Genomic DNA, 19,942 nt, shown 5'->3' on the forward strand with positions numbered 1-19,942 from the left:
TGCATTGTAAGGAGCAGAACAAGCCCAAACAATGGCGCCATTACAAGCATGGAGACAACGATGCACCTGATCCAACGCAGCTTGGCGCTCGCCGCTACTTCACTTGCGCTTTCGGCATCCGCCCAGGACTATCCCAACAAGCCCATTCGCATCATCGTGCCGTTCCCGGCCGGCGGAGGAACGGACGTGATCGCCCGGGACGTTACGAACCAACTCACGACCGCCCTGGGCTGGGCCTTTGTCGTCGAGAACAGGCCAGGGTCCGGCGGCAACTTGGGTGTGGACGCCGCCGCCAAGTCGAAAGCCGACGGCTACACGCTGGCCCTTGGCCAGAGCAGCAACCTCGCCGTGAACCCGACCCTGTACAGCAAGATGCCCTACGACGTCATGAAGGACATCGTGCCGGTCGCGTTGGTCGCAAGCGCACCCATCCTGATCGTCGTTGCGGCCGACTCGCCGTACAAGACGCTCGGCGAGATCGTGGCCGCTGTGAAGGCGAAACCCGGCTCACTGAACTTCGCTTCGCCTGGCAATGGGACCGTCACGCACCTCACTGGCGAGCTGTTTCAGCGCCGTGCCGGCGTCAAGTTCACGCACGTTCCTTACAAAGGCGCCTCGCAGGCCGTCACCGATCTGATCGGTGGTCAGGTCCAGCTCTACGGTTCGACCGTACCGACCCTGCTGAGTCAAATCCGAAACGGAAGGATCCGTGCGTTGGCCATTACGTCGAAGACTCGGTCTGCCGATCTGCCTGACGTGCCGACCGTCGCGGAGTCTGGCTACAAGGACTTCGAGTCGGTGACCTGGTTCGGCTTTGTCGGCCCGGCCGGCATACCCAAGCCAGTGGTGGCCAAACTCAACACCGAAATCAACAAGGCCCTCCAGTCGCCGGAGCTGAAGAAGCGCCTCAACGAGCAGGGTGCCACCGTCCTGGGTGGCTCGGCCGACGAGTTTGCCGAGCTCATCAAGACCGACATCGGCGTCTGGGCGCCCATCATCAAGCAGTCCGGCGCCAAGCTGGACTGACCCGAACCTTTTTCTCTCACCTCTCAACGACACAAGCAGGTAGCAACATGAGTAAGCCCAACATCATTAAAGACTTCGAGCGCGTTTCCCCGGAGCTCGTCAAGAAGGCCGCGGAGTTCCAGCCCGCCATCCTGTCCGACGTCAACGGTCGCCGCGGCGCCCTGCACGGGCGCATCAGGGCGCTCTCGCCGAAGATGAAGCTGGCCGGCCCCGCCTTCACCGTCGAGGTGCGTCCCGGCGACAACCTCATGATCCACGCGGCGCTGTCGCTGGCCAAGCCCGGTGACGTGCTGGTCATCGACGGCAAGGGCGACCAGACCTGCGCGCTGATGGGCACGATCATGATGCACGCCGCGCGCAAGCGCGGCCTGGTCGGCGTCGTGATGGACGCCGCCGTGCGCGATGCGGAAGACATCGAGGAGATGGACTTTCCGGTGTTCTCGGTGGGCACGAACCCCAACGGCCCCACGAAAGAAGTCGGCGGCCGCATCGGACATCCCATCTCCTGCGGCGGCGTGACCATCCACCCCGGCGACTTCATCACAGCCGACCGCGACGGCGTGATGTGCGTCGAGCGCGAGAAGCTCGAGTCGCTGCTGGGCAAGGCCGCGGGCAAGGTCGAAAGCGAAGCCAAGCGCATCGCCGGCATCAAGGAAGGCAAGCTCGCGGCGCCCTGGCTCAACCAGTCGCTCATCACTGCAGGCGTGCTCAAGGAAGGGGAGGAGCTGTGAGCAGCAAGCCCGCCGTCCTGGTCACGGGCGCGGACCTGGCGCCCCAGGCACTGGCGCTGCTGGGCGACTACGAGGTCGTCTACGCCGGCAAGACGCCGCAGCCCGACGATCTCGCCACCCTGGCCAGGCAGCACAACCCGGTTGCGATCATCGTGCGCTACGGCGGCGTGACGCCGCAGATCATGGACGCGGCGCCGGCGCTCAAGGTCATCTCCAAGCATGGCAGCGGCACCGACACCATCGACAAGGCCGCCGCCGCGGAGCGCAAGATCCAGGTGACCGCAGCTGTCGGCGCAAACGCGGCGGCCGTTGCCGAGCAGTCGCTGGCGCTGACGCTCGCGTGCGCCAAGTCGCTGGTCAAGCTCAACGAGCGGATGCACGCCGGTCATTGGGACAAGGCCACGCACAAGAGCATCGAGCTGAGCGGCCGCACCATCGGCCTGATCGGCCTGGGTGCCATCGGCCGCAAATTCGCACGCATGGTGGATGCGCTCGACATGCGCGTGCTGGGCTTCGATCCTTTTGCCAAGGACCTGCCGAGCTACATCAAGCCTGCAGACCTGGACACAATCTGGCGCGAAGCGGACGTCATTTCCTTGCATTGCCCGCTGACCGCGGACAACCGCAAACTGCTGAATGCCCAGACGCTCGCCAAGTGCAAGAAGGGCGTCATCGTCGTCAACACCGCGCGTGGCGGCCTGATCGACGAGCCGGCTCTGCTGGCCGCGATCCAGTCCGGGCAGGTGGCGATGGCGGGTCTGGACAGTTTCGCCGTCGAGCCCTTCGTCGTGCCTCACATCTTCCAAGGCGAGCCGCGCATCGTCCTGAGCCCGCACATCGGCGGTGTGACCAGCGATGCCTACGTCAACATGGGTGTGGCCGCTGCCAGGAACACCTTGGCTGCCCTGAAGCGCTGACGACGCTGGGTTGGCCTGGCGCGATCGGATTCGCAACGACACCGATAGCGACGGTGAGCGCACAGCCGCACCTGCAAGTGGTCGACTCGAGTTCGTGGTGGATGTCGACGCGCGGCAGGTTTGCCGGCAGTGGCGTGCGGCGCGGCTGCTGCTTGTCCTCGGTCTTGGGCGGCGGGCGAAGCCGCTTCAGCTCTTCTTCAATGGCGGCTAGGTCAGCGTCGAGCGTCTCGCTGCATTTGCCGAAGCGCAGGCGCTTGTGCTGGTTTCAACTGTCTGCTCTGCCCAGCAGCCGTCGTTCAGTGTTGATGAGATGACCGACCGCTGTCAGTCTCAAGCCGACGACGACCACACAACCGGCCGCTTCGCAGCGATAGCCGACGTCAGCCCGATAGAAATGAACGACTGCATGCTGCCGCCCTGCAGTCATGCCCTCGACGTACTCGGACGCATCCTCCGCGCCCTGTTGCGGCCTCAAGATCTTTGCCTGGGCGGCATCTTTGCGCGCGGACGCAAGTTTCGCGAAATGAGGCGGCGATGCCTCAGCGCGGCGAGACTAGACCTCTTTCGACAAGGGGTCGAATCTCAAGCTGCACCGGGCGGCTTGGAGCCTATTTCTCCTGCTCCATTACCGGCGAACAACGAATATGATCGCAAGTAAATCCTGCTACACCGCGCTAGCGTCAGGATGCTGTTTCAGAACATCGATGATGAGCGCGCCGAGTTTCAAAGCCTCCGCCGCCTGCTCTTTACTCACAATCTGCCCGTGAATCGCTGCGTTGCAAACGCGATTGACGTAGTTGAACGACTGGTACAGTGATTCGTACTGGGGGTCAGATTTGATCAACTCGTCGAAGAGTTGTCGCAGACCCGCCATGCGAATGACGTTAGCTCCAGAGGAAAGGGTATGTACTTGTCGCCCCAGAATCGTGCGTAGCAGGCGTTCAATGTCTATTCGAACTTTCGCCAAAACGTACGCCACGTCTTCGTCTTCTTGAGCCTTGGTCTCTACGGCGTATTTCTCCGCTCTAGCTTCCCAATGAGGGGTTCGAAATGTTTCCTCAATCTTTTGCTGTTGTTCCCGTAGCGTGGCCGCCTCAGGAGCCGAGTTGTTAACCACGACGTGCGTTTGCTGACGTTGGTTGTTCAACGTGGTCGACACGACGGACAATGAGTTGCGCACCTCAGACTTGAACTCTCGCAACTCCTCCTTTGCCGCGGCCGTTTCCTTCTTCGCCTCCTTGACCTCGCGCTCAAGCTCCAGCCAAGATCCAATCTTGATCTTGTTGAAGAAAGGCAAGAACAGGAAGAATAGAAAGAGCGCTACGAAGAACGCATCGGCGATCAGAAGATCAGGTTTAGGGGGGAAACCAGCCTTCGCAACAAAGCCGACGCCGAAATACGCCGCGACGAGCCATGAAATTGCGTACATGACTTTGTTCATGGGCGTCACTTGTAGCCAGACCGCTCAAGGCGCCGAAGAAGCAGAGACGCAAATGCAAGGTGGTCGAGGCATACATCAGGATCGTCACTCAACGTAATTTCGTGCCCGCCCGGGTTGCGTATGGCGACGATTGCGCCAGAGAAGATGAACCGGTAGCCCCGTTGCTCGTCTTGCTCACTTGCGTTTGCGAGGCCATTCAGCTTCACAGCGGGTCCGGCCTCGTTGAAGACAGCCATCATGAGCTTTTCACCATTGAGCGTGCTACCAGCGTGCTTCTGAACTACCTTTTCGACGTATTTGAAGGCATGGAACGTCGCTTCCGCGCCATGCCCGTCGTCGAACAGCTTCCGAACCTTCGGCGGAAATCCGACGTGTACATTGCGCAGCTCAAACGGGTGAACGGGCAGACCGTTTGAAGTCGGCGCGGCTTCTTCTATCGGCTCCCGCGCTGGAGTGCGCCGTACGATCTGCTCAAACAGATCAAGCGCCGTTGCCATTCAGCAGGTTCTCGCGAATGCTCTTAAAAATGGCATCGTATGTTGCCTGATCACCGCCAGGAGGGAGGTTGATCTCAATGCGAACCGTCAGTCCAACGCCTCCGGCACCTGCCGCGACTGCGTTCGCCTGAATCGGCGGTTGCACGAGCACAGGCACATGAGCTGGAGACTGAGCTTGGGCTGGCAGCGCCGCCTTCTTGGTCGGGGCCAACTTCCTGACGATCTTTGCACCAGCGCCAGTTGGCGCGGACTTCGCCGCTGCGGCTACGTCATCGGATAGCTTTCCACCGATTCGCGCCAACGACTGGAACGTTGAAGCTTGACGCTTCCCGACTACATCGCTGGTGCCATCGTGATTGCGGAAAAAAGAGATCAACTTGTCCAATGGCAGCGTCCACGCATCCTCGCCATGAAGGTCGAACAACTCATGGTACGGGCCAGCGACCAGCTTTGCGAACTCTTGCTGGAATTCGGCGTTGTCGTGCTTGTTGAATACCGGCCCTGCCGCAGCTGTCTTCTTGTTCTCGGAATCCAGCACTCCAATGAACTTCATGATGTTCAGAACGTAAGTTTCGTTCTGCGGCGCGATGCCCAGTTTTTTAAGAGTCTCCGCCGTCACCGTCCCGGGAAATGCCTTGCGAAGTTGAGCAACGAGTTGCGTTACACCGCCGGACCCGGACATGTAGGGATGCTTGTCTGCCAAACCGCTCTCCAATCGTTGTGTCCCCATTGTCGCAGTGATTGCGTATTCTGTAACAACTTGTCGGGCTGCGGCTGTGCTGCGGTGGCTGCGCCTCATCAAGTTTGAGGAGGACTACCAGCGGGGCCGGCGTCAGCGGTGCGCGGCATGGCGCTGTGTGCGAGTCCGCTCCCCGATGTCCAATCCGCAACCTGACGCATCCTGAATACCATAGACGTCGGGTCCGTGGGAGTCGGGCGGATTTTGCTGTCCCACAAGAATGGGGCCAAGGCTGGCTCGTCGGCCGCGCCTTTGGCCGTGCCGACCCACGCAATCACCCTTCCGGTGTACTTGGCGCTGCTGATTCCAAGGCCCCACCCCAAGGCGCCGGTAATGATGAAACTCTCCGCTCCCCCAAGTACGCCTCGACCTGCGAGCAGCACGCCAGCGGACAGCAAAGGCAGGCCGATGAACTGCAAGGATGCGACGTACAGGCCGCCTCTCGCATCCAGGCCCAGCTGGGACGGCTCGGTCGCATCAGGGCTGGCTGACCGCGTAGACGATCAGTTGCCAGCGGATTGGTGCAGTGCTCGTGTGTTGCTTGTGGTTCTGAGGGGGCAACACGTGACCACCTGCGATGGCGATCTCGTCTCCGCAATTGGTGCATCGGTAGATGCCGGGATGGGGCGCGCGCTCGCCTGGCGTGTGCGACTGATCGAACGCCACGTCATTGCTTTGCTTAATGAACTGATCGTGTTTCTTCAATGCCATGCGTGTCTCCTCCGCCGCCGCGCGGCACCACGAGACATTCGGGGTTTGTTCCGTCAGGGTGGCGTCTTGAATCTACTGGTGAGCGGCGACGCCGCCCTCCCATGGACAGGTGAGGAAGGGAGAGGGGTATCCCTAGCCGATCCGGGTCCTTCTACCGACCTTCTGCATCGAGGGAGTTGCGCGCTCGCGTTTCTCGCCCGGCGCCAAGTTCAAAAAAAGGAACAGGTAGCAAGGTAACGCTGTCGCCAGCAGTGCGCGGCACCAGCACGAGGTAACACGATGACGACGAAGGAACTGATCACGCAGGCTGAGCATGCATCGGCGATGCAGCGTGTCGCGCAAGTCCGTAACGATCTGGAAGGACCGCGGCGAGTTGGTGATGGACGGCAACCTGGTCGACTTCGAGGCGTCGTACAAGGGCGAGCGCTGGCACGCGTCGACGAAGAAGGTTTTCGCCGACGACGCTGAACTGGATGCCGCTCGTGAGCCGGCCAGGCCGGCGGCCGTAGCGCGCGGGCGGCGCGCCGAGCGAGGTGCTCCAGTCACGCTGTCGCGCGGCGAGGTGGTGCTCGAAGGTTCGCTCATACAGGCGCGGGTTGCTGCACACCAACAACCCCTGCTGGATGCTGCGGAGGAGGTTGCGATGGCGTTCGAAGCTGCTATTGAGGCCGCTCAATCTGCCGGTACTCCGAAGGCTGCGATGCCCCGCGCCAATCGGAAAGCCAAAGACCGGGGTTGACGGCCTCCAAATGGCCACTTCGAAGCGGAGCGAAAGACCGCAGTGGTCTTGCATGGCCTCAGCTACGATGGCGGGACTCGGCCAGCATCGGACATTGCCGACCCCTTGCCAATTTACCCATTGGCGCCACAACCTGACCATCAAAGCTGACCTTAACATTGCCGAGATTTCGTACGAGTCCGGAGCATGAGGTTTCGGTATCGGACGCTGGCGACGTGAATCATGGGCGACCACTACCTACCGCGCCATTTGCTCAACGGCTTCGCCAAGCCTGCGACTCAATCGAGGCGCTCTGCAGCTATCTTCAGATACGAGGTCCCTTCGGCTGGCGCGGGTAAGAACCTTACGGTCGCCACCGTTGCGAACGAGACCGGAATGTACGGCGACATGGAGCCCGTTCTCCAGAGCGAAATCGAGCAACCAACCAATCCCGTCATCGAGAGGTTGCGACGGCAGGTAGGGCCCGTGCCCACGGCGGACTATTCGGTTCTCGCACGCTACGTCTTGACGGCGATTCGCAGAGTGCCAGACGGGCGAGCTCGATCCGCGGCTTCGCTGCCCGGGGTGGCCGCCTCGTTGCGGCAGAGCTATGCCGAGCAACTTGACCAGCTTCGCCAGTTTCCCGACCGTGTAGAGGAAGCAAAAGAGATCGAAAAGAAGCTGGATGCGGCCTTTAAAAAAATCCTCGCTGAGCCGTTCCAATGGCTGTGGACGAAAACGTTGCTCCCCGAGAATTTTGAGCGGACCATCCGCGCGCTCTCGGCGATGACTTGGTTCGTGCATGCCGCGCCTGCAGGCAAGCAATTTCTGATCGGCGATGTACCTGTGATCTTGGATCGCAGCGTGGGGTTGAAGGAAAAGGAGGCGATGTGGCTCATGCCGATTTCCTCCGACCGCCTCCTCTCGGTTTCCTATCAGCGAGCTGCCGCGTTGAGGTCGACGCTGCCTGCCCCAACGGTTCGAAGCTTCAACGCGAACACGATCGTCCAGGCGAGCCGGTTCATCTTTGCCCGCGATGCTGAGGCATGGATCACCAGGGCGATTCAGGAAGAAACACAAAGGCGCAATGCTGCAGATCCAGCACGCAAGGCTGAGGGACTTTGACAGCGGTGCGGCTCCTCCGCCCGCTGCGTGAAATAATGCTCGTCGAACGGCCGTTTCCAAGCACGACCTACTTCTCTTTTGGCCCATCAGCGACATTCGCTGCCGTGAACTCGTCGCCCCGGAGCGGCCGATGACATATGCGCCCAGGGCCCTCGAAGTTGGCTGCTGTGCCACAGAAGTCCGACTGGCCTTGCCGTCGTCAGGCCAGCGCAGGCTGGTATCTCAGGCGAACCTCAGCGGGTCGTTTGGCACGACTGGATTCCAGCCTTCCCTGGAATGACGGTCAGGTCAGACAAACATCCCGCCCGACGCCTCTATCCGCTGTGCATTGATCCAGGCGCTGCCCGGCGCCAGCAGCGCCGCAATCGCGCCGCCGATATCGTCGGGCAGGCCGACCCGGCCGAGCGCGGTTTGTGCGGCGACAAAGGCGTTCAGCTGCGCGTTGTCCCTTACCGCGCCGCCGCCAAAGTCGGTCTCGATGGCGCCGGGGGCCAGTGTATTTACCGCGATGCCTCGTGCGCCCAGCTCCTTGGCCATGTAGCGGCTCAGCACCTCCACCGCCCCCTTCATCGCGGCATAGGCGCCGTAGCCGGGTAGGGCGAAGCGGGTCAGGCCGCTGGAGATGTTGACGATGCGGCCGCCGTCGTTCATCAAAGGCGCCAACTTCTGAGTCAGGAAGAACACGCCCTTCAGGTGCATGTTCACCAGGTCGTCGAACTGCGCTTCGGTTGTCTCCATGATGCTGGCGTGCCGACCTTCGCCGGCGTTGTTAACCAGATGATCGAAACGGTCGCGCTGGAAGGTTTCGGCCAAGGCCTGCTGAACGCTGGTGGCGAACGCCGGGAAGCTGGCGCTGATGCTGGTGTCCAGCTCCAGGGCCACCGCGCGGCGGCCCTGCGCCTGAACGGCGGCGACGGTGGCTTCCGCCTCCGCCTTGGCGCTGCGGTAGGTCAGGATGATGTCGCTGCCCTTGGCGGCCAAGTGCAGGGCGGTGTTCTTGCCGAGGCCGCGGCTGCCGCCGGTGATAAGGGCGATGCGGGTGTTGCTTGCAGTCATGAGAAAGTACTCCAGGGTTGGTGGGATCGAAGTCTATTAATTGACTTGATAAACATAAATCCGCTAAATTGGATTTAACTGTTATTAAAAATCAGACCAATGAACCCGCTCGAGCGCCTGCAAATTTTCCACCGCGTTGCCGAACTGGCCAGTTTCAGCCAAGCGGCCTTGAGCCTGAACCTGCCCAAGGCCAGCGCCTCGAACGCCGTACAGCAGCTCGAAACCCAGCTCGGCACCCGCCTGCTGCACCGCACGACGCGGCGTGTGCAGCTGACGCAGGACGGCCAGGCGTTCTACGAGCGCAGCAAGGATGTGCTGGCCGACATGGACGAGCTGCAGGCGATGTTCCAGCAGCAAGCGGCCGCCGGCCTAAGTGGCCGCATCCGCATCGACATGAGTACAGCGCTGGCGCGCGATATCGTCATCCCCCGCCTGCCCGAATTGCTGGCCGTGCACCCGCTGCTGGAGGTGGAGTTGAGCAGCACTGAGCGCCGAGTAGATCTGGTGCGCGAAGGATTTGATTGCGTGCTTCGGACCGGCAGCGTGGTGGACACCAGTCTCATCGCCCGGCCGCTCAGCGCGCTGCGCCAGTTGAACTGCGCCAGCCCGGCCTACATCCAGGCCTTCGGCATGCCGCAGACCTTGGCCGACCTGGCCGGCCATCGCCTGATCCACTTCGTCGGCACGCTGGGCGGCAAGTCGGCCGGGTTCGAATACACGGACGACGCCGGAACGGCGCGCAGCATCGCGATGGCCGGTGCCGTGACGGTCAACAACGCGGAGGCCTATGCGGCCGCCTGCCTGGCCGGCCTGGGCATCATCCAGGTGCCACAGGTCGGCGAATCGGCACATCTGCGCAGCGGGGCACTGGTGCAGGTGCTGCCGCAATTCCCGGCGCCGCCGATGCCGCTGAACCTGCTCTACGCCAACCGCCGCAACCTGTCGCAGCGGGTGCGGGTGGTGATGGATTGGCTGGCGGGGGTGATTGCGGAGGCGCAGGTGGGCAGCTAGGCTGTTGCCAAGCTCTGTGCCCGCACGCCACCTTCATCAGCACGTCTTCCAGCTCGGGCTTCAGCGTGGCCAGCCCGGTGGCGATGTTGATGGTGATGGGAAAGAAGCCCTACAGCAGCCGTTCGACAGTACCCGCAATTGGCCGCGTGCCGCGGTAGGTGCGAGCTGCTAAATTCTCTTGAAGAAGTGGAAGTGATAGCAATCCCGCTGAAGTTTCCCTCTGGCGTAGAGGCCGACAAGCCAGCTGTCTGCACCAGCATCTTTGGGCTCAAAGAAGTGCTCTCCCGGAAAACACAGGTCGGCTAGCCTTGCTGTCACCTCGCCGCGCTGCGCTGCGAACCCGTCTGCGCCTACGAAGACTGAAACAGCTCTGTGGAAAGCAACCATGTAGCCGCCTTCCTTCAGCTCGACGGTTCGAAAGTCGGTGAGAAAGCGCGCCTCGTTCAAGGCCCGACGAGCATCCACTTCGTCATCTTCGCCGGGGGTCAGGTCAAGCAGCGTTCCGTTTCCGAGCATGATGATGCCGTTCGCCCTGTATGAGCGCAGTCGGTCTTCGATGGCGGCCAGAGGGGTCCGGTTTTCGGGCTCCCACGCGAGACGCAGCTCTTTCATCTGAGTTCCAAGTACGAATGGCCGGTCAGGTCCGGCAAGTCGAGCATGAATTCGTTGTACTGATAGCGGTGCAACTGGCTCATGGTTTGTCGTGCGAATGTAGCCCACGGTCGGACGCCAATGCCGGCACTGGTCAGCAAAAGTGGAAGGTCGTGACGAACTTCCGTTCTGGCCGAGTCCCGTCATCGTAGCTGAGGCCACGTCGGGCTCAAAGCGGTCGTCTTGGCGACGATTGTCCCTGCTGCCCGTCAGCTAGAACGGCTCATTCTGAGCGAGCCGCATCGGGACGTACGCGATGCCCTTCGTCTCAACGCGTGCACCCGACCGTGTGAAACCCCATGCGCTCATAAAAGACACTGCAGAGGGAGTTGAGTTGACCGTGGTCGCCACTGAGGCAGAAGGCCATCCATACCCCTTCTTGACGTGAGACCAAAGCGCCCTTGCAACGCCCCCTCGTTGGAACGGTTGGCCAACAAAGAGGTGGAATAGATGGGTTCGGTCGCGAACGGCAACCACGCCCATCAACTGGCCGGCGGCCGTGCCAACGTAGTAATCGAGCTCTGGGGCACCGATGTTTCGTGCAATGCCCTCGGGCTCAAGCGAAAGCAAAAAACCTTCTGCACCTGAACCGTCGTCTCGCAAGAGGAAATGGTGCGCCAACGAAAGAATCAGCGCGCTGACCGCCGGAGCGTCGTCGAGCGTCGCATTGCGTATGCGCATGGATTCGGAAGAAACGGTCGGGTTCATCTACGAAGGTCCGGTAATGGCCGACGGTAGCCTCTCGCGCCAGTCATTCGTTGAAGATTGCGGTTGAGAAATCCTGCAGCCGATGTGCCGCCGCGACTCTTTCGCCAGACCGGTGAAGCGCCATGCTCTCGTCCAGGATAAGCTGCAATTCGCCAGAGACTTGGCGCTCACCTTCACAGGCGGCGATCGAGAGCAATTGGGCTTATCGAGTCAATTTCCTTATTGTTATCGAAAATCCCGACTCGCCACCCGCAGCCCGCTCAACAGCGACGTGTGGTCGACCAGCTGCAGGGCGACGAGCGAGCACACGCCCTTCTCTGACTGCCAGGTCCCCTTGACCGACAACATCTTCGACCCGCGCAGGGCGGCTCGCTGGGCCTCGGCCACCGAGGGCCAGACGATGATGTTCACAGTGCCCGTCTCATCCTCCAGCGTGGCGAAGATCACCCCGCTCGCCGTGCTGGGCTGCTGCCGGTGCGTGACGATGCCGCTGGCCCGCACCGTCTGACCATTGCGGCCGTTGCGGCGCAGGTCGTCGGCGGTGCGGATGCGCCACTTGGCCAGCTGCGCGCGCAGCAGTGCGAGCGGGTGGCGGCGCAAGGTCAAGCCGAGCGCCGCATAGTCGTCGGCGATCTCGGCCCCTTCCTCCTGCACCGCGAACTCGAAGGCATCTTCCACGGTGCGTGCGTCACGCAGCATCTTCGTCGGCCGGGTATCGATGCCGACGGCGTCCCACACGGCCAAGGGACGGTGCCCGGCCAGGGTGCGCAACGCATCGGCGCCTGACAGGCATTTCAGGTCATGCGCATCGAGCTCGGCCCGCATGGCCATGTCTTCGACCGTCGCAAACGGCGCGATCGCGCGCGCGGCGACGATGCGCGCCGCCGCGGCCTCGCGCATGCCGCTGATGCGTGAGAAACCCAGCCGCACAGCGCGCAGCAGTTCGCCGAAGGTCGTATCCCATCGATCGGACGCCTGCAGGCTTTGCACAGCCTCTTCCAGCGTCGTTTCCCACACGCTCACCGTGACGTCGACCGGCCGCACCACCACACCATGCTCGCGCGCATCGCGCACCAGCTGCGCGGGTGCATAGAAACCCATCGGCTGGCTGTTGAGCAGCCCGGCGAGCAAGGCGTCCGGGTGGTGCCGCTTGAGCCAGCAGCTCACATACACCAGCAACCCGAAGCTCGCGGCGTGACTTTCCGGGAAACCGTAGCTGCCGAAGCCCTCCACCTGCTTGGCGATCCGCTCGGCGAAATCGGCGCTGTAGCCTTTCTCGCGCATGCGCCGGATCAGGCGCTCCTGATGCACCTCGAGCCCGCCGCGCTTGCGCCAGGCGCCCATGGCGCGGCGCAGCTGGTCGGCTTCGCCGGCGGTGAAATCGGCCGCGAGCATCGCGATCTGCATCACCTGTTCCTGGAACAGCGGCACGCCCAGGGTGCGCTCCGTCGCGGTCTTGATGTCCTCGCTCGGGTAGTCAACCGGCTCCTCACCCGCACGCCGGCGCAGGTAGGGATGCACCATGCCGCCCTGGATGGGGCCAGGCCGCACGATCGCGACCTGCACCACCAGGTCGTAGAACCGCTCGGGCTTCAGGCGTGGCAGCATGGTCATCTGCGCCCGGCTTTCGATCTGGAAGACGCCGACGGTGTCGGCGCGCTGGATCATGGCGTAGGTCACGGGGCATTCGGGCGGCACGTCCTGCATGCGCATCGGCCGCCCGCGCTTGGCAGCGATCAGGTCCAGCGTGCGATGGATCGCCGTCAGCATGCCGAGGGCGAGCACGTCGACCTTGATGAGCCCGAGGGCATCGAGGTCGTCCTTGTCCCATTGCACGACGCTGCGGTTTTCCATGGCGGCGTTTTCAACGGGGACGAGCCTGCTCAGCTTGTCGCGCGCGATCACGAAGCCGCCGGTGTGCTGGCTCAGATGGCGTGGGAAACCGCGCAATGACTTGGCCAACTCCAGCCACGTGCGCACGCCCTTGCTGTCCAACTCCAAGCCGTTCTCGATGAGACAGGCGTCGCTGATCCACTCGCCTTCGGTGCCGTAGGCCGTCTTGGCCAGGCGCTCCACCTGCTCGATGGGAAAGCCCAGCGCCTTGCCCACGTCGCGCAGCGAGGATTTCGTGCGATACGAGGTCACCACCCCGGTGAGCGCGGCCCGGTCGCGGCTGTACTTGCCGTAGATGTACTGCATCACCTCTTCGCGCCGTTGGTGCTCGAAGTCGATGTCGATGTCGGGCGGCTCACGCCGCTCGACGCTGATGAAGCGCTCGAAGAGCAGGTTCATGCGGGCTGGATCGACCTCGGTGACACCGAGGCAGTAGCAGACGGCCGAGTTGGCCGCGCTGCCGCGGCCCTGACAGAGGATGCCGCGATCGCGCGCCCAGTGGACGATGTCGGCCACGGTCAGGAAATACGGCTCGTAGGCCAGCTGGCCGATGATGTCGAGCTCGTGCTCGATCTGCGCACGCACCTTGTCCGGCACGCCGGCAGGAAAGCGCATAGCGGCCCCGGCATAGGACAGCTTCCGGAGGTGGGAGGCGGCCGTTTCGCCCGCTGGCACGATCTCCTTGGGATACTCGTAGCGCAGCTCCTCGAGCGAGAACGTGCAGCGCCGCGCGACCTCGATGGTTTCGCGCAGCCAGGCCTGCGGGAACTGCTCGGCCAGGACCGCGCGGCCGCGCAGGTACTGCTCGGCATTGGCGTTCAGCGCCAAACCGCAGCGAGTGAGGGGCTTGCGAATACGGATGGCCGTCAGCACGTCCTGCAGACGCTTGCGCGCGCGGGTGTGCATCAGGGGGCTGACGGTGGCCACGACGGGCAAGCCGGCGCGCTCGGCCGCCTGTTCGAGATTCCACAGGCATTGATCGTCGTCCATCCCCAGCGGTCGTTCGGCGGCGATCCACGCCCGGCCCGGGAACCAGGTGCGCAGCCACATGGCCTGCGCGAAGATCTCCTCGATCGTCGCACCATGTTCCGGCAGCAGCAGCGCCAGACAGCCCGGCGCACCGGCCAGGTGCTGGCCCTTGCTGGTCTTGCCCTCCAGATCCGCAATAAGGGCCGTGTAGCGACCCTTCTCGGCACGCCGACGTGCGAGCGTGATGAGCTCGCAGAGATTGCCGTAGCCGTTGCGGTCCTGCGCAAGCAGGACCAGGCGGGCGAAGGGTTTGCCGCCGGCGAACTCGTAGAGGATCTCGCTGCCGACAATGAAATGCAGGCCGCATTCACGGGCCTCGAGGTGGGCCCGCACGACCCCGGAAACTGAGCACTCGTCGGTCAGCGCGAGTGCGGTATAGAGCTTGGCCGCGGCGCGGCTCACAAGCTCCTCGGGCTGCGAGGCGCCCGTCAGGAAGGTGAAATTGGACCGACAGTGCAGTTCGGCGAACGGCGGCGGGTCGGCTTGATTGCTGTACATGCATACAGTATCATTGCCGCATGAACCCGACCGCAAGCACCGTTACAACCCTCGCGCTGCCCCACCCAACGCTGCTGCGCATCCCCACCTGGTACAGCGATCTCGCCCACGACGAGGTCGTTTTGCCACTTCCGCCGGAGGACTACAACGTCCAGGAGGTCGGGAAACTTTGGCGAGTGACGATCAGTGGCACGGACGAGTTCGTGTACCTGGGCAGCGGCCCGGTCGAGGTGGTGCGCTCGCGCGCGCCGTTCTGAGTTTTTCGGAAAGGACACATGAGGACACCTGAACATCCCGTCACGCATGGTGGCCAGCTGCTCGACGCACCCGAAGCCCATGCAGGGGACATCGTCGACGCCTACCGCGAACAAAATCCGGTGATGGTGGCAAAACGGACCTGTGACACCGACGCGCCCACGCCAGTGAAGAAGAACGAGCCGCCGCCAGATGAGTTCGACGACCTGCCGTTTGAAAGCAACGAGATCTGCTGTGGCGGTTCGGGTTTCGGCCGCCGGGGCGGCTTGATGGTCTTCGGTTTGGGCGCGACCGGCTCGGGCGTCGCGACGAACCTGTCGGCCGGATACTGCCGCATGAACGCAGCGGCGTTGGCTGCGGGGGCATCGAGCCAGGCCTCATAGAGGCCATCCGGGATCACCACGACCATCCGCTTGTCCTGCAGCTCGGGTGGGCGGGCCGGGTCGGGACGGTGCATGTGTTTGAACACCGCGTGATCGTCCGCATTCACTGTGAGCATCGTGAAGGTGTTGATCCACTCGCCGGTGGGCGTTTTCCAGGGGCCCCAGAGACCGGCCACACCGAACATGCCGCCATCCGTCGGCGTGAACCGGGTGGGAACGTGCTTGCCTGAGCGCCAATCAGGCTCGTAGATCGCGGCGCAGGGCACGATGCAGTGCCGTGCATGCGCCCAGGCGTCCTTGAAGCTCGGCTTCGTCGCGACGGTTTCGCTGCGCGCGTTGTACGTGTGCTTGCCGTAGCTCACGTCCTCGGCGAATCGTGGAAGCAGGCCGAAGCGCGCTTCCACGAGTTCGAACTCGGGGACGGCGTCATCGCCCGACGCGCGCTCGATCGGGCGACGGAGGATCGGGGCGAGGTCGGTCGGATAGATGTGCAGGCCGCCGGGCGGCGGCTCCCAGTCGGCGGGCAACACCAGGCCGAAGCGCTTCTCCAGCAGCTGCCTGCGTTTCTCGGCTTGGTAGTGGTGGCACATCGCCCAGACTGTAGCTGCTGAAGCCTTCAACCTGCCTATTGCAGGTCAGGGAGCAAGCAACCAGCCTTTGCGTTCCATGCATCCCGCCAACGCCGATCGGCGTTGCTCGACAGCCTCGGCGCACTGCATCAGGTCGCGATCCCGCACGCCCACGCCGCGATCCCCCCACGCATCCTGCCATGGCAGGCTCCGCGTCGAGAGGGGGGCGTTTGCGCAGCCTGCCAGAAACAAGGCGGTGAACGGTACGGACAGATATCGCAGCGGTTGCATGGTGTCCTCTTTAGGCATGAAGGCGGCATCGTGTTTCCGATGCCCGTCCGGCCGAATGTAGCTGGCCGCGTGCCTTCACTTCAACCATGTTGAAGGCGGCGTGCCGCATGTGGCTGGCCAGCGGTTTCCCGCTGGCCACCCGACGCCCTATTTGGCGTCGTCGCGTTTCGGTACACGCATCACGAGGCGTCCCCTGAAGTTGAACGGTAGGCTGAGGAGGTCGATGTTGCCCCTCTCCTGGTCCCCATGAGGGAACACGGCGCCCACGCGATGCCAGTAGTCGGGACGATCCTCGTTGCCCTCGATCACGTGATACACGTAAAAGGCGGGCAAGGTGGCTTCCCGGGTAGGTTTGGTTGTAGTTTTCAACATGGTCTTCTCCTTTGGTTCAAATGGTTAATGTCCCGAGGGACGGTGACCATCGAACCCGCCCGGCCCGGGCGGCGTGTCCCCTACACGGGAGCGCAGCGAATGGAGCGGGCTGGAGCAGGACACGCCGACGCCGGCGGGTAGGCCACCCGTCATGCTGAGGGCATGAACCTGAACCCAAAAGAGAAGCTGAAAACGTCACACCGACCGGCGTGCCACCTGCCCCAGCCTCCGTGCTGAGCGCTGACGTGAGGCAATGTTCCTTCGGCCGTCGATGGCAGCAGGGAAAGCCTCGTGCACGCAAGGCGGCACCAGGGCGAACAAGAGCCTTGGTCCACGGCATCCCATAAAAATGTCATGCCGCCTACCCATGGCCTCCCCTAAACTTGCCGCCCACATCGAGGGGGAAAGTATGGAGCACACCATGGTTCCAGGAGGAGGCTCCGCTGCCTCCAGATTCACGCGTCGGGGACTTCTTCCGGGTTGGAAGACGTCCTTCATTGTGCTGGCCGGGGCGTTCGCCGTCGTCGCCCAGGTTCAGGCGCAAGCCAACCCTGAGATTGCGAACTGCGCCGAGTTGAAGGAAGAAGCGGTGGCCGCGCAGGCGGCGTTATGCACCGCCCATGTCGGCTGCAGCTACATTCTTCACGCTCAGCAAAGCTGCGCGCGGGCCAAAGGCTACCTTGAGCGACTGCAGGCCGCCATCGGCGAGGGCACGAAAACCTTCTTTGGCACCTATCGCAAGGAGGTCACGCCCGACGCGGTGTTCACAGCGGCGTTGGGTGGCGAGGACTATGAGCAGGCGCGCAAGCTCGGCGGTCTTGCCCAATTCCAGCAGCAGGCTCAGGACATCGCTGCACGCGTGCGGGAGGTGAGCAGTGGATATGGCCATACGAAATCAGGCCGCAACTCCCGCAATGACTGGATCTACTACGGGCAGCTTAGCGGCGACTCGCCGGAAGGCGACGGGACGTGGATTTTCTCCGATGGCGAAATTCAGCGCGGTCACTTCACGGCTGGCGAGTTCAATGGCGTTGGTGAAGTGCTCTATGCGAAGGGGCATCGCTTCATTGGCAATTACATTCAGGGGGACGCCGATCGCGAAGGGGTGTTCGTATTCAAAAGCGGGCAAATAGATGTCGGTACGGACTGGAGCAATGGCACCTTCTCCGGCGAGCGCACGAAGGTCGACGGCACCCGATTCAAGGGTCGGATCGACAGCAAAAACAACTGGCTCGAAGGCAAGGCGTATCGCGCCGACGGCAGCCTGGCCGAAGAAGGCACCTATGAGAGCGGGAAACTTTCTGTCGGCGCGATCTATGACGCAGCAGGCGCGCGCACGGAGGTCAACCTCCCTGCCGAGCGCCAGGCCGTCGCACGCGCCGCCGCCGAGAAGGCGCGCTTGGATGCTGAGGCCGAGCAGCAACTGAAGCGGCAACAGGCCGCGCAAGCCGAGCAGCAATTCCGGGCCAGCCTTCAGACCCTGAATGCTGGCCAGCTCTTTGCCCGCGCCGATGAGCTAAATGCCCAGGGGGATCGCGTCCGCGCCCGCGAAGTCCAGCGGGCCCTGCTGAACCGCTTTCCCGATCATCCGCTGGCGGTGACGGCAGCACGGCAGATGGGGGGAGACACAACTGGAAATTCATCAGGAAACGCACAGGCAGGCAACCGCCTTCCAAGTGGCGTTCCTGCGAGGGCATGTGAAGCCATGAAACAGATGGTCATGTCGGCCAAGGTGCCTCCGAATGCATCCATCACTTCGAGCATGGAAACCGTGATGTACATGACGAAGGTCGTGCTGGACATGATTGCCAACGGCTGTCCCACAGAAGCCGGTACAACACCTGCACAGATCGAAGCGGAGAAACGGGAGCGCGAGCGGCAATATGCGGAGGCTGAAAAAGCCTGCAATGCGGTGCAGGTCGGTGGCCGTCGGTGTGTGCCACAGGCGCACAGTGCTGACGTTGCCGTGAGCAAGCCTGCGGCTCCGCCTCCGCCCCCGGCACCTGCGGCGAAGCCGGTCGTCAGCTTCGATCCAGCGACGGGTCGCTGCTACCCGCCAGATGCAGAAGAGTGCCGGCGAATCCCTAACACGAGGGGCTATTCGCCGAACTCCAGTTCCGACGGCCGCATCCGCACGGCACGCTGACGTAGTCAGGCTCGCCCTGGCTGCCGGGCGGGGGGGCGCGGGCGCGGGGGGCGCATCGATTTCCACAAAAGCCGGTCAGGTGACCGGCTCACTTGACGGATATCCAGTTGGTATCCATTGAATATCCGCCAAGAAACGCGACGGCCGGGACCTCCCCTCCCCGGCCGTTGCGTGCGCTTATGCCTTCAACTGCCGCATGCCCCTCGCGAGCATCCACAGGGCGCGATTGATCTTCACGTTCTGGTCGATGCCAAGGATCGGCCGCGTGCTTTGCCGCCGCCCGGAGGCGCTGAGGCCATCGAGGCCGCCGCGCGTCAGGTTCTCCTGCACGCGGTTGAACGTCGTCCACAGGTCGGGTCGGTCATCGTCGAGACGGCGCGGCGCGAGCAGCTGCGTTTCGGTGAAGGGTGCGGGCTTGACCGGATCGTCGTATTTGAGCGCGAGCGCCGCGTGCGCGAAGACCTCGGCCTCTCGCGGCTGCAGCGTGATCGCGCGCATGGACTCGCGGCGCTCGCGCACCAGGTCGAAGCCGTCGAGCACGGTGTATGCGCCTTCGATCACCTGCCCGCTGACGTCGCCCTTGTGGGGGACACGCACGTCGGCCACGACATCGCCGCAGACAAGGCCGTTCTTGCAGACGAACCGGAGCATGCCCGCGAGCAGCTGGTAACTGCTGGTCCCGTCGTGCGAGTTGAGCAAAATGATTTCGTTGGCCTCGGCACCGTTGATCTGGGTGGCATGGCGCAGCCGCACCATGTGCTTGGTGTGCTCGCGCTTGCCTTCGTCGCGCACGCGGGTCTGACAAACCATGAAGAGCTGAAACCCTTCGGTGCGCAACGCGGTCAGCACGGCGCCGGTCGGGATATAGGCGTAGCGATCCGACCGGCTTTCGTGCTTACCTTCGGCAAAGATGGACGGGGCCACACGGCGGATTTGATCGTCGGACAGCGGATGATCGGCGCACAGATCTGGATTTCCTGTGCCCGCGCGTGGGCGCACTCAGGCTGTCAGTTGATCACTTGGATTTGTAACTAGCGACGGTCGACGAGTGCGTGCGCGATGGTGCCGAGGTCGACGTACTCGAGTTCGCTGCCCGCGGGCACACCGCGCGCCAGGCGCGTCACGTTCAGGCCGTGCTGTTTGAGCGCCTCGCTGATGACATGGGCGGTCGCCTC

21 protein-coding genes and 2 pseudogenes are annotated in these 19,942 nt (G+C 63.1%); 8 read left to right on the forward strand and 15 right to left on the reverse strand.

The window, feature by feature from the left end:
* The first annotated feature begins 60 nt into the window (after positions 1-60).
* From J2W36_RS25885 to J2W36_RS25895, 3 genes are read left to right on the forward strand one after another with little or no spacing between them, the layout of a single operon-like run.
* Positions 61-1,026: a Bug family tripartite tricarboxylate transporter substrate binding protein gene (locus J2W36_RS25885; RefSeq protein WP_307692668.1), complete on the forward strand. Its 966-nt coding sequence runs from the start codon at positions 61-63 to the stop codon at positions 1,024-1,026.
* A 47-nt stretch (positions 1,027-1,073) separates the two neighbouring features.
* Positions 1,074-1,757, forward strand: coding sequence for an RraA family protein (locus J2W36_RS25890; RefSeq protein ID WP_307692669.1), 684 nt, complete (start codon positions 1,074-1,076; stop codon positions 1,755-1,757).
* Positions 1,754-2,674, forward strand: coding sequence for an NAD(P)-dependent oxidoreductase (locus J2W36_RS25895; RefSeq protein ID WP_307692670.1), 921 nt, complete (start codon positions 1,754-1,756; stop codon positions 2,672-2,674). The genes J2W36_RS25890 and J2W36_RS25895 overlap by 4 nt, the downstream gene beginning before the upstream one ends.
* On the opposite strand, the gene J2W36_RS26620 is transcribed toward J2W36_RS25895, so the two are convergent.
* From J2W36_RS26620 to J2W36_RS25920, 5 genes are all read right to left on the reverse strand, one after another.
* Positions 2,622-2,924, reverse strand: a complete 303-nt coding sequence (locus tag J2W36_RS26620) for an IS66 family transposase (RefSeq protein WP_370869394.1) — start codon at positions 2,922-2,924, stop codon at positions 2,622-2,624. The two genes, J2W36_RS25895 and J2W36_RS26620, sit on opposite strands and share 53 nt — an antisense overlap.
* A 414-nt stretch (positions 2,925-3,338) precedes the next feature.
* The gene (locus tag J2W36_RS25905) at positions 3,339-4,115 is read right to left on the reverse strand and encodes a hypothetical protein (RefSeq protein WP_307692671.1); all 777 of its coding nucleotides are present in this window, start codon (positions 4,113-4,115) and stop codon (positions 3,339-3,341) included.
* Positions 4,116-4,120: 5 nt separating this feature from the next.
* Positions 4,121-4,612 (reverse strand): TIGR02391 family protein, encoded by a 492-nt coding sequence (locus tag J2W36_RS25910; protein ID WP_307692672.1) that lies wholly within the window; start codon positions 4,610-4,612, stop codon positions 4,121-4,123.
* Entirely contained in the window at positions 4,596-5,315 is a 720-nt protein-coding gene (locus J2W36_RS25915) for a DUF5343 domain-containing protein (RefSeq protein WP_307692673.1), read from the reverse strand. The genes J2W36_RS25910 and J2W36_RS25915 overlap by 17 nt, the downstream gene beginning before the upstream one ends.
* Before the next feature lie 513 nt (positions 5,316-5,828).
* Positions 5,829-6,062, reverse strand: a complete 234-nt coding sequence (locus J2W36_RS25920; protein ID WP_307692674.1) for a hypothetical protein — start codon at positions 6,060-6,062, stop codon at positions 5,829-5,831.
* A gap of 331 nt (positions 6,063-6,393) precedes the next feature.
* Between J2W36_RS25920 and J2W36_RS25925 the strand changes: the two genes are divergently transcribed.
* The gene (locus tag J2W36_RS25925) at positions 6,394-6,801 is read left to right on the forward strand and encodes a hypothetical protein (RefSeq protein WP_307692675.1); all 408 of its coding nucleotides are present in this window, start codon (positions 6,394-6,396) and stop codon (positions 6,799-6,801) included.
* A gap of 222 nt (positions 6,802-7,023) precedes the next feature.
* Positions 7,024-7,905, forward strand: a complete 882-nt coding sequence (locus J2W36_RS25930; RefSeq protein ID WP_307692676.1) for a DUF4238 domain-containing protein — start codon at positions 7,024-7,026, stop codon at positions 7,903-7,905.
* 288 nt (positions 7,906-8,193) lie between these two features.
* Here the strand turns inward: J2W36_RS25930 and J2W36_RS25935 are convergent, their stop codons facing one another.
* Positions 8,194-8,961, reverse strand: a complete 768-nt coding sequence (locus tag J2W36_RS25935; RefSeq protein WP_307692677.1) for an SDR family NAD(P)-dependent oxidoreductase — start codon at positions 8,959-8,961, stop codon at positions 8,194-8,196.
* A 99-nt stretch (positions 8,962-9,060) separates the two neighbouring features.
* Between J2W36_RS25935 and J2W36_RS25940 the strand changes: the two genes are divergently transcribed.
* Positions 9,061-9,972, forward strand: a complete 912-nt coding sequence (locus J2W36_RS25940) for a LysR family transcriptional regulator (protein ID WP_307692678.1) — start codon at positions 9,061-9,063, stop codon at positions 9,970-9,972.
* A 7-nt stretch (positions 9,973-9,979) separates the two neighbouring features.
* On the opposite strand, the pseudogene J2W36_RS26625 reads toward J2W36_RS25940, so the two are convergent.
* The 4 genes and pseudogenes from J2W36_RS26625 to J2W36_RS25955 all read right to left on the reverse strand — a co-directional run.
* Positions 9,980-10,078 (reverse strand): annotated as a pseudogene (locus J2W36_RS26625) (ABC transporter permease); the annotation flags it as partial.
* 62 nt (positions 10,079-10,140) lie between these two features.
* Complete coding sequence (locus tag J2W36_RS25945; protein WP_307692679.1) at positions 10,141-10,584, reverse strand: hypothetical protein; 444 nt, start codon at positions 10,582-10,584, stop codon at positions 10,141-10,143.
* Positions 10,585-10,836: 252 nt separating this feature from the next.
* Positions 10,837-11,331, reverse strand: coding sequence for a GNAT family N-acetyltransferase (locus J2W36_RS25950; RefSeq protein ID WP_307692680.1), 495 nt, complete (start codon positions 11,329-11,331; stop codon positions 10,837-10,839).
* Positions 11,332-11,556: 225 nt separating this feature from the next.
* The gene (locus J2W36_RS25955) at positions 11,557-14,751 is read right to left on the reverse strand and encodes an error-prone DNA polymerase (RefSeq protein ID WP_307692681.1); all 3,195 of its coding nucleotides are present in this window, start codon (positions 14,749-14,751) and stop codon (positions 11,557-11,559) included.
* A 20-nt stretch (positions 14,752-14,771) separates the two neighbouring features.
* Here J2W36_RS25955 and J2W36_RS25960 point away from each other — a divergent pair, with 20 nt between their 5' ends.
* The gene (locus J2W36_RS25960) at positions 14,772-15,008 is read left to right on the forward strand and encodes a hypothetical protein (RefSeq protein WP_307692682.1); all 237 of its coding nucleotides are present in this window, start codon (positions 14,772-14,774) and stop codon (positions 15,006-15,008) included.
* A gap of 101 nt (positions 15,009-15,109) precedes the next feature.
* On the opposite strand, the gene J2W36_RS25965 is transcribed toward J2W36_RS25960, so the two are convergent.
* The 3 genes from J2W36_RS25965 to J2W36_RS25975 form a co-directional block, all read right to left on the reverse strand.
* The gene (locus J2W36_RS25965; protein WP_307692683.1) at positions 15,110-15,979 is read right to left on the reverse strand and encodes an SOS response-associated peptidase; all 870 of its coding nucleotides are present in this window, start codon (positions 15,977-15,979) and stop codon (positions 15,110-15,112) included.
* Positions 15,980-16,024: 45 nt separating this feature from the next.
* A complete protein-coding gene (locus tag J2W36_RS25970) occupies positions 16,025-16,249 on the reverse strand; it encodes a hypothetical protein (protein WP_307692684.1) in 225 nt (74 codons plus the stop codon).
* Between the two features lie 147 nt (positions 16,250-16,396).
* Positions 16,397-16,621: a hypothetical protein gene (locus tag J2W36_RS25975; protein ID WP_307692685.1), complete on the reverse strand. Its 225-nt coding sequence runs from the start codon at positions 16,619-16,621 to the stop codon at positions 16,397-16,399.
* A 367-nt stretch (positions 16,622-16,988) separates the two neighbouring features.
* On the opposite strand from J2W36_RS25975, the gene J2W36_RS25980 reads away from it, so the two are divergent.
* Complete coding sequence (locus J2W36_RS25980) at positions 16,989-18,767, forward strand: hypothetical protein (RefSeq protein ID WP_307692686.1); 1,779 nt, start codon at positions 16,989-16,991, stop codon at positions 18,765-18,767.
* A 177-nt stretch (positions 18,768-18,944) separates the two neighbouring features.
* Here the strand turns inward: J2W36_RS25980 and J2W36_RS25985 are convergent, their stop codons facing one another.
* Both J2W36_RS25985 and recR read right to left on the reverse strand, forming a co-directional pair.
* The gene (locus tag J2W36_RS25985) at positions 18,945-19,766 is read right to left on the reverse strand and encodes a DUF932 domain-containing protein (protein WP_307692687.1); all 822 of its coding nucleotides are present in this window, start codon (positions 19,764-19,766) and stop codon (positions 18,945-18,947) included.
* 32 nt (positions 19,767-19,798) lie between these two features.
* Positions 19,799-19,942, reverse strand: a pseudogene (gene recR / locus J2W36_RS25990) (recombination mediator RecR); the annotation flags it as partial.

It is taken from the genome of Variovorax ginsengisoli (assembly GCF_030811835.1).
Lineage (GTDB): Bacteria > Pseudomonadota > Gammaproteobacteria > Burkholderiales > Burkholderiaceae_C > Variovorax > Variovorax ginsengisoli_C.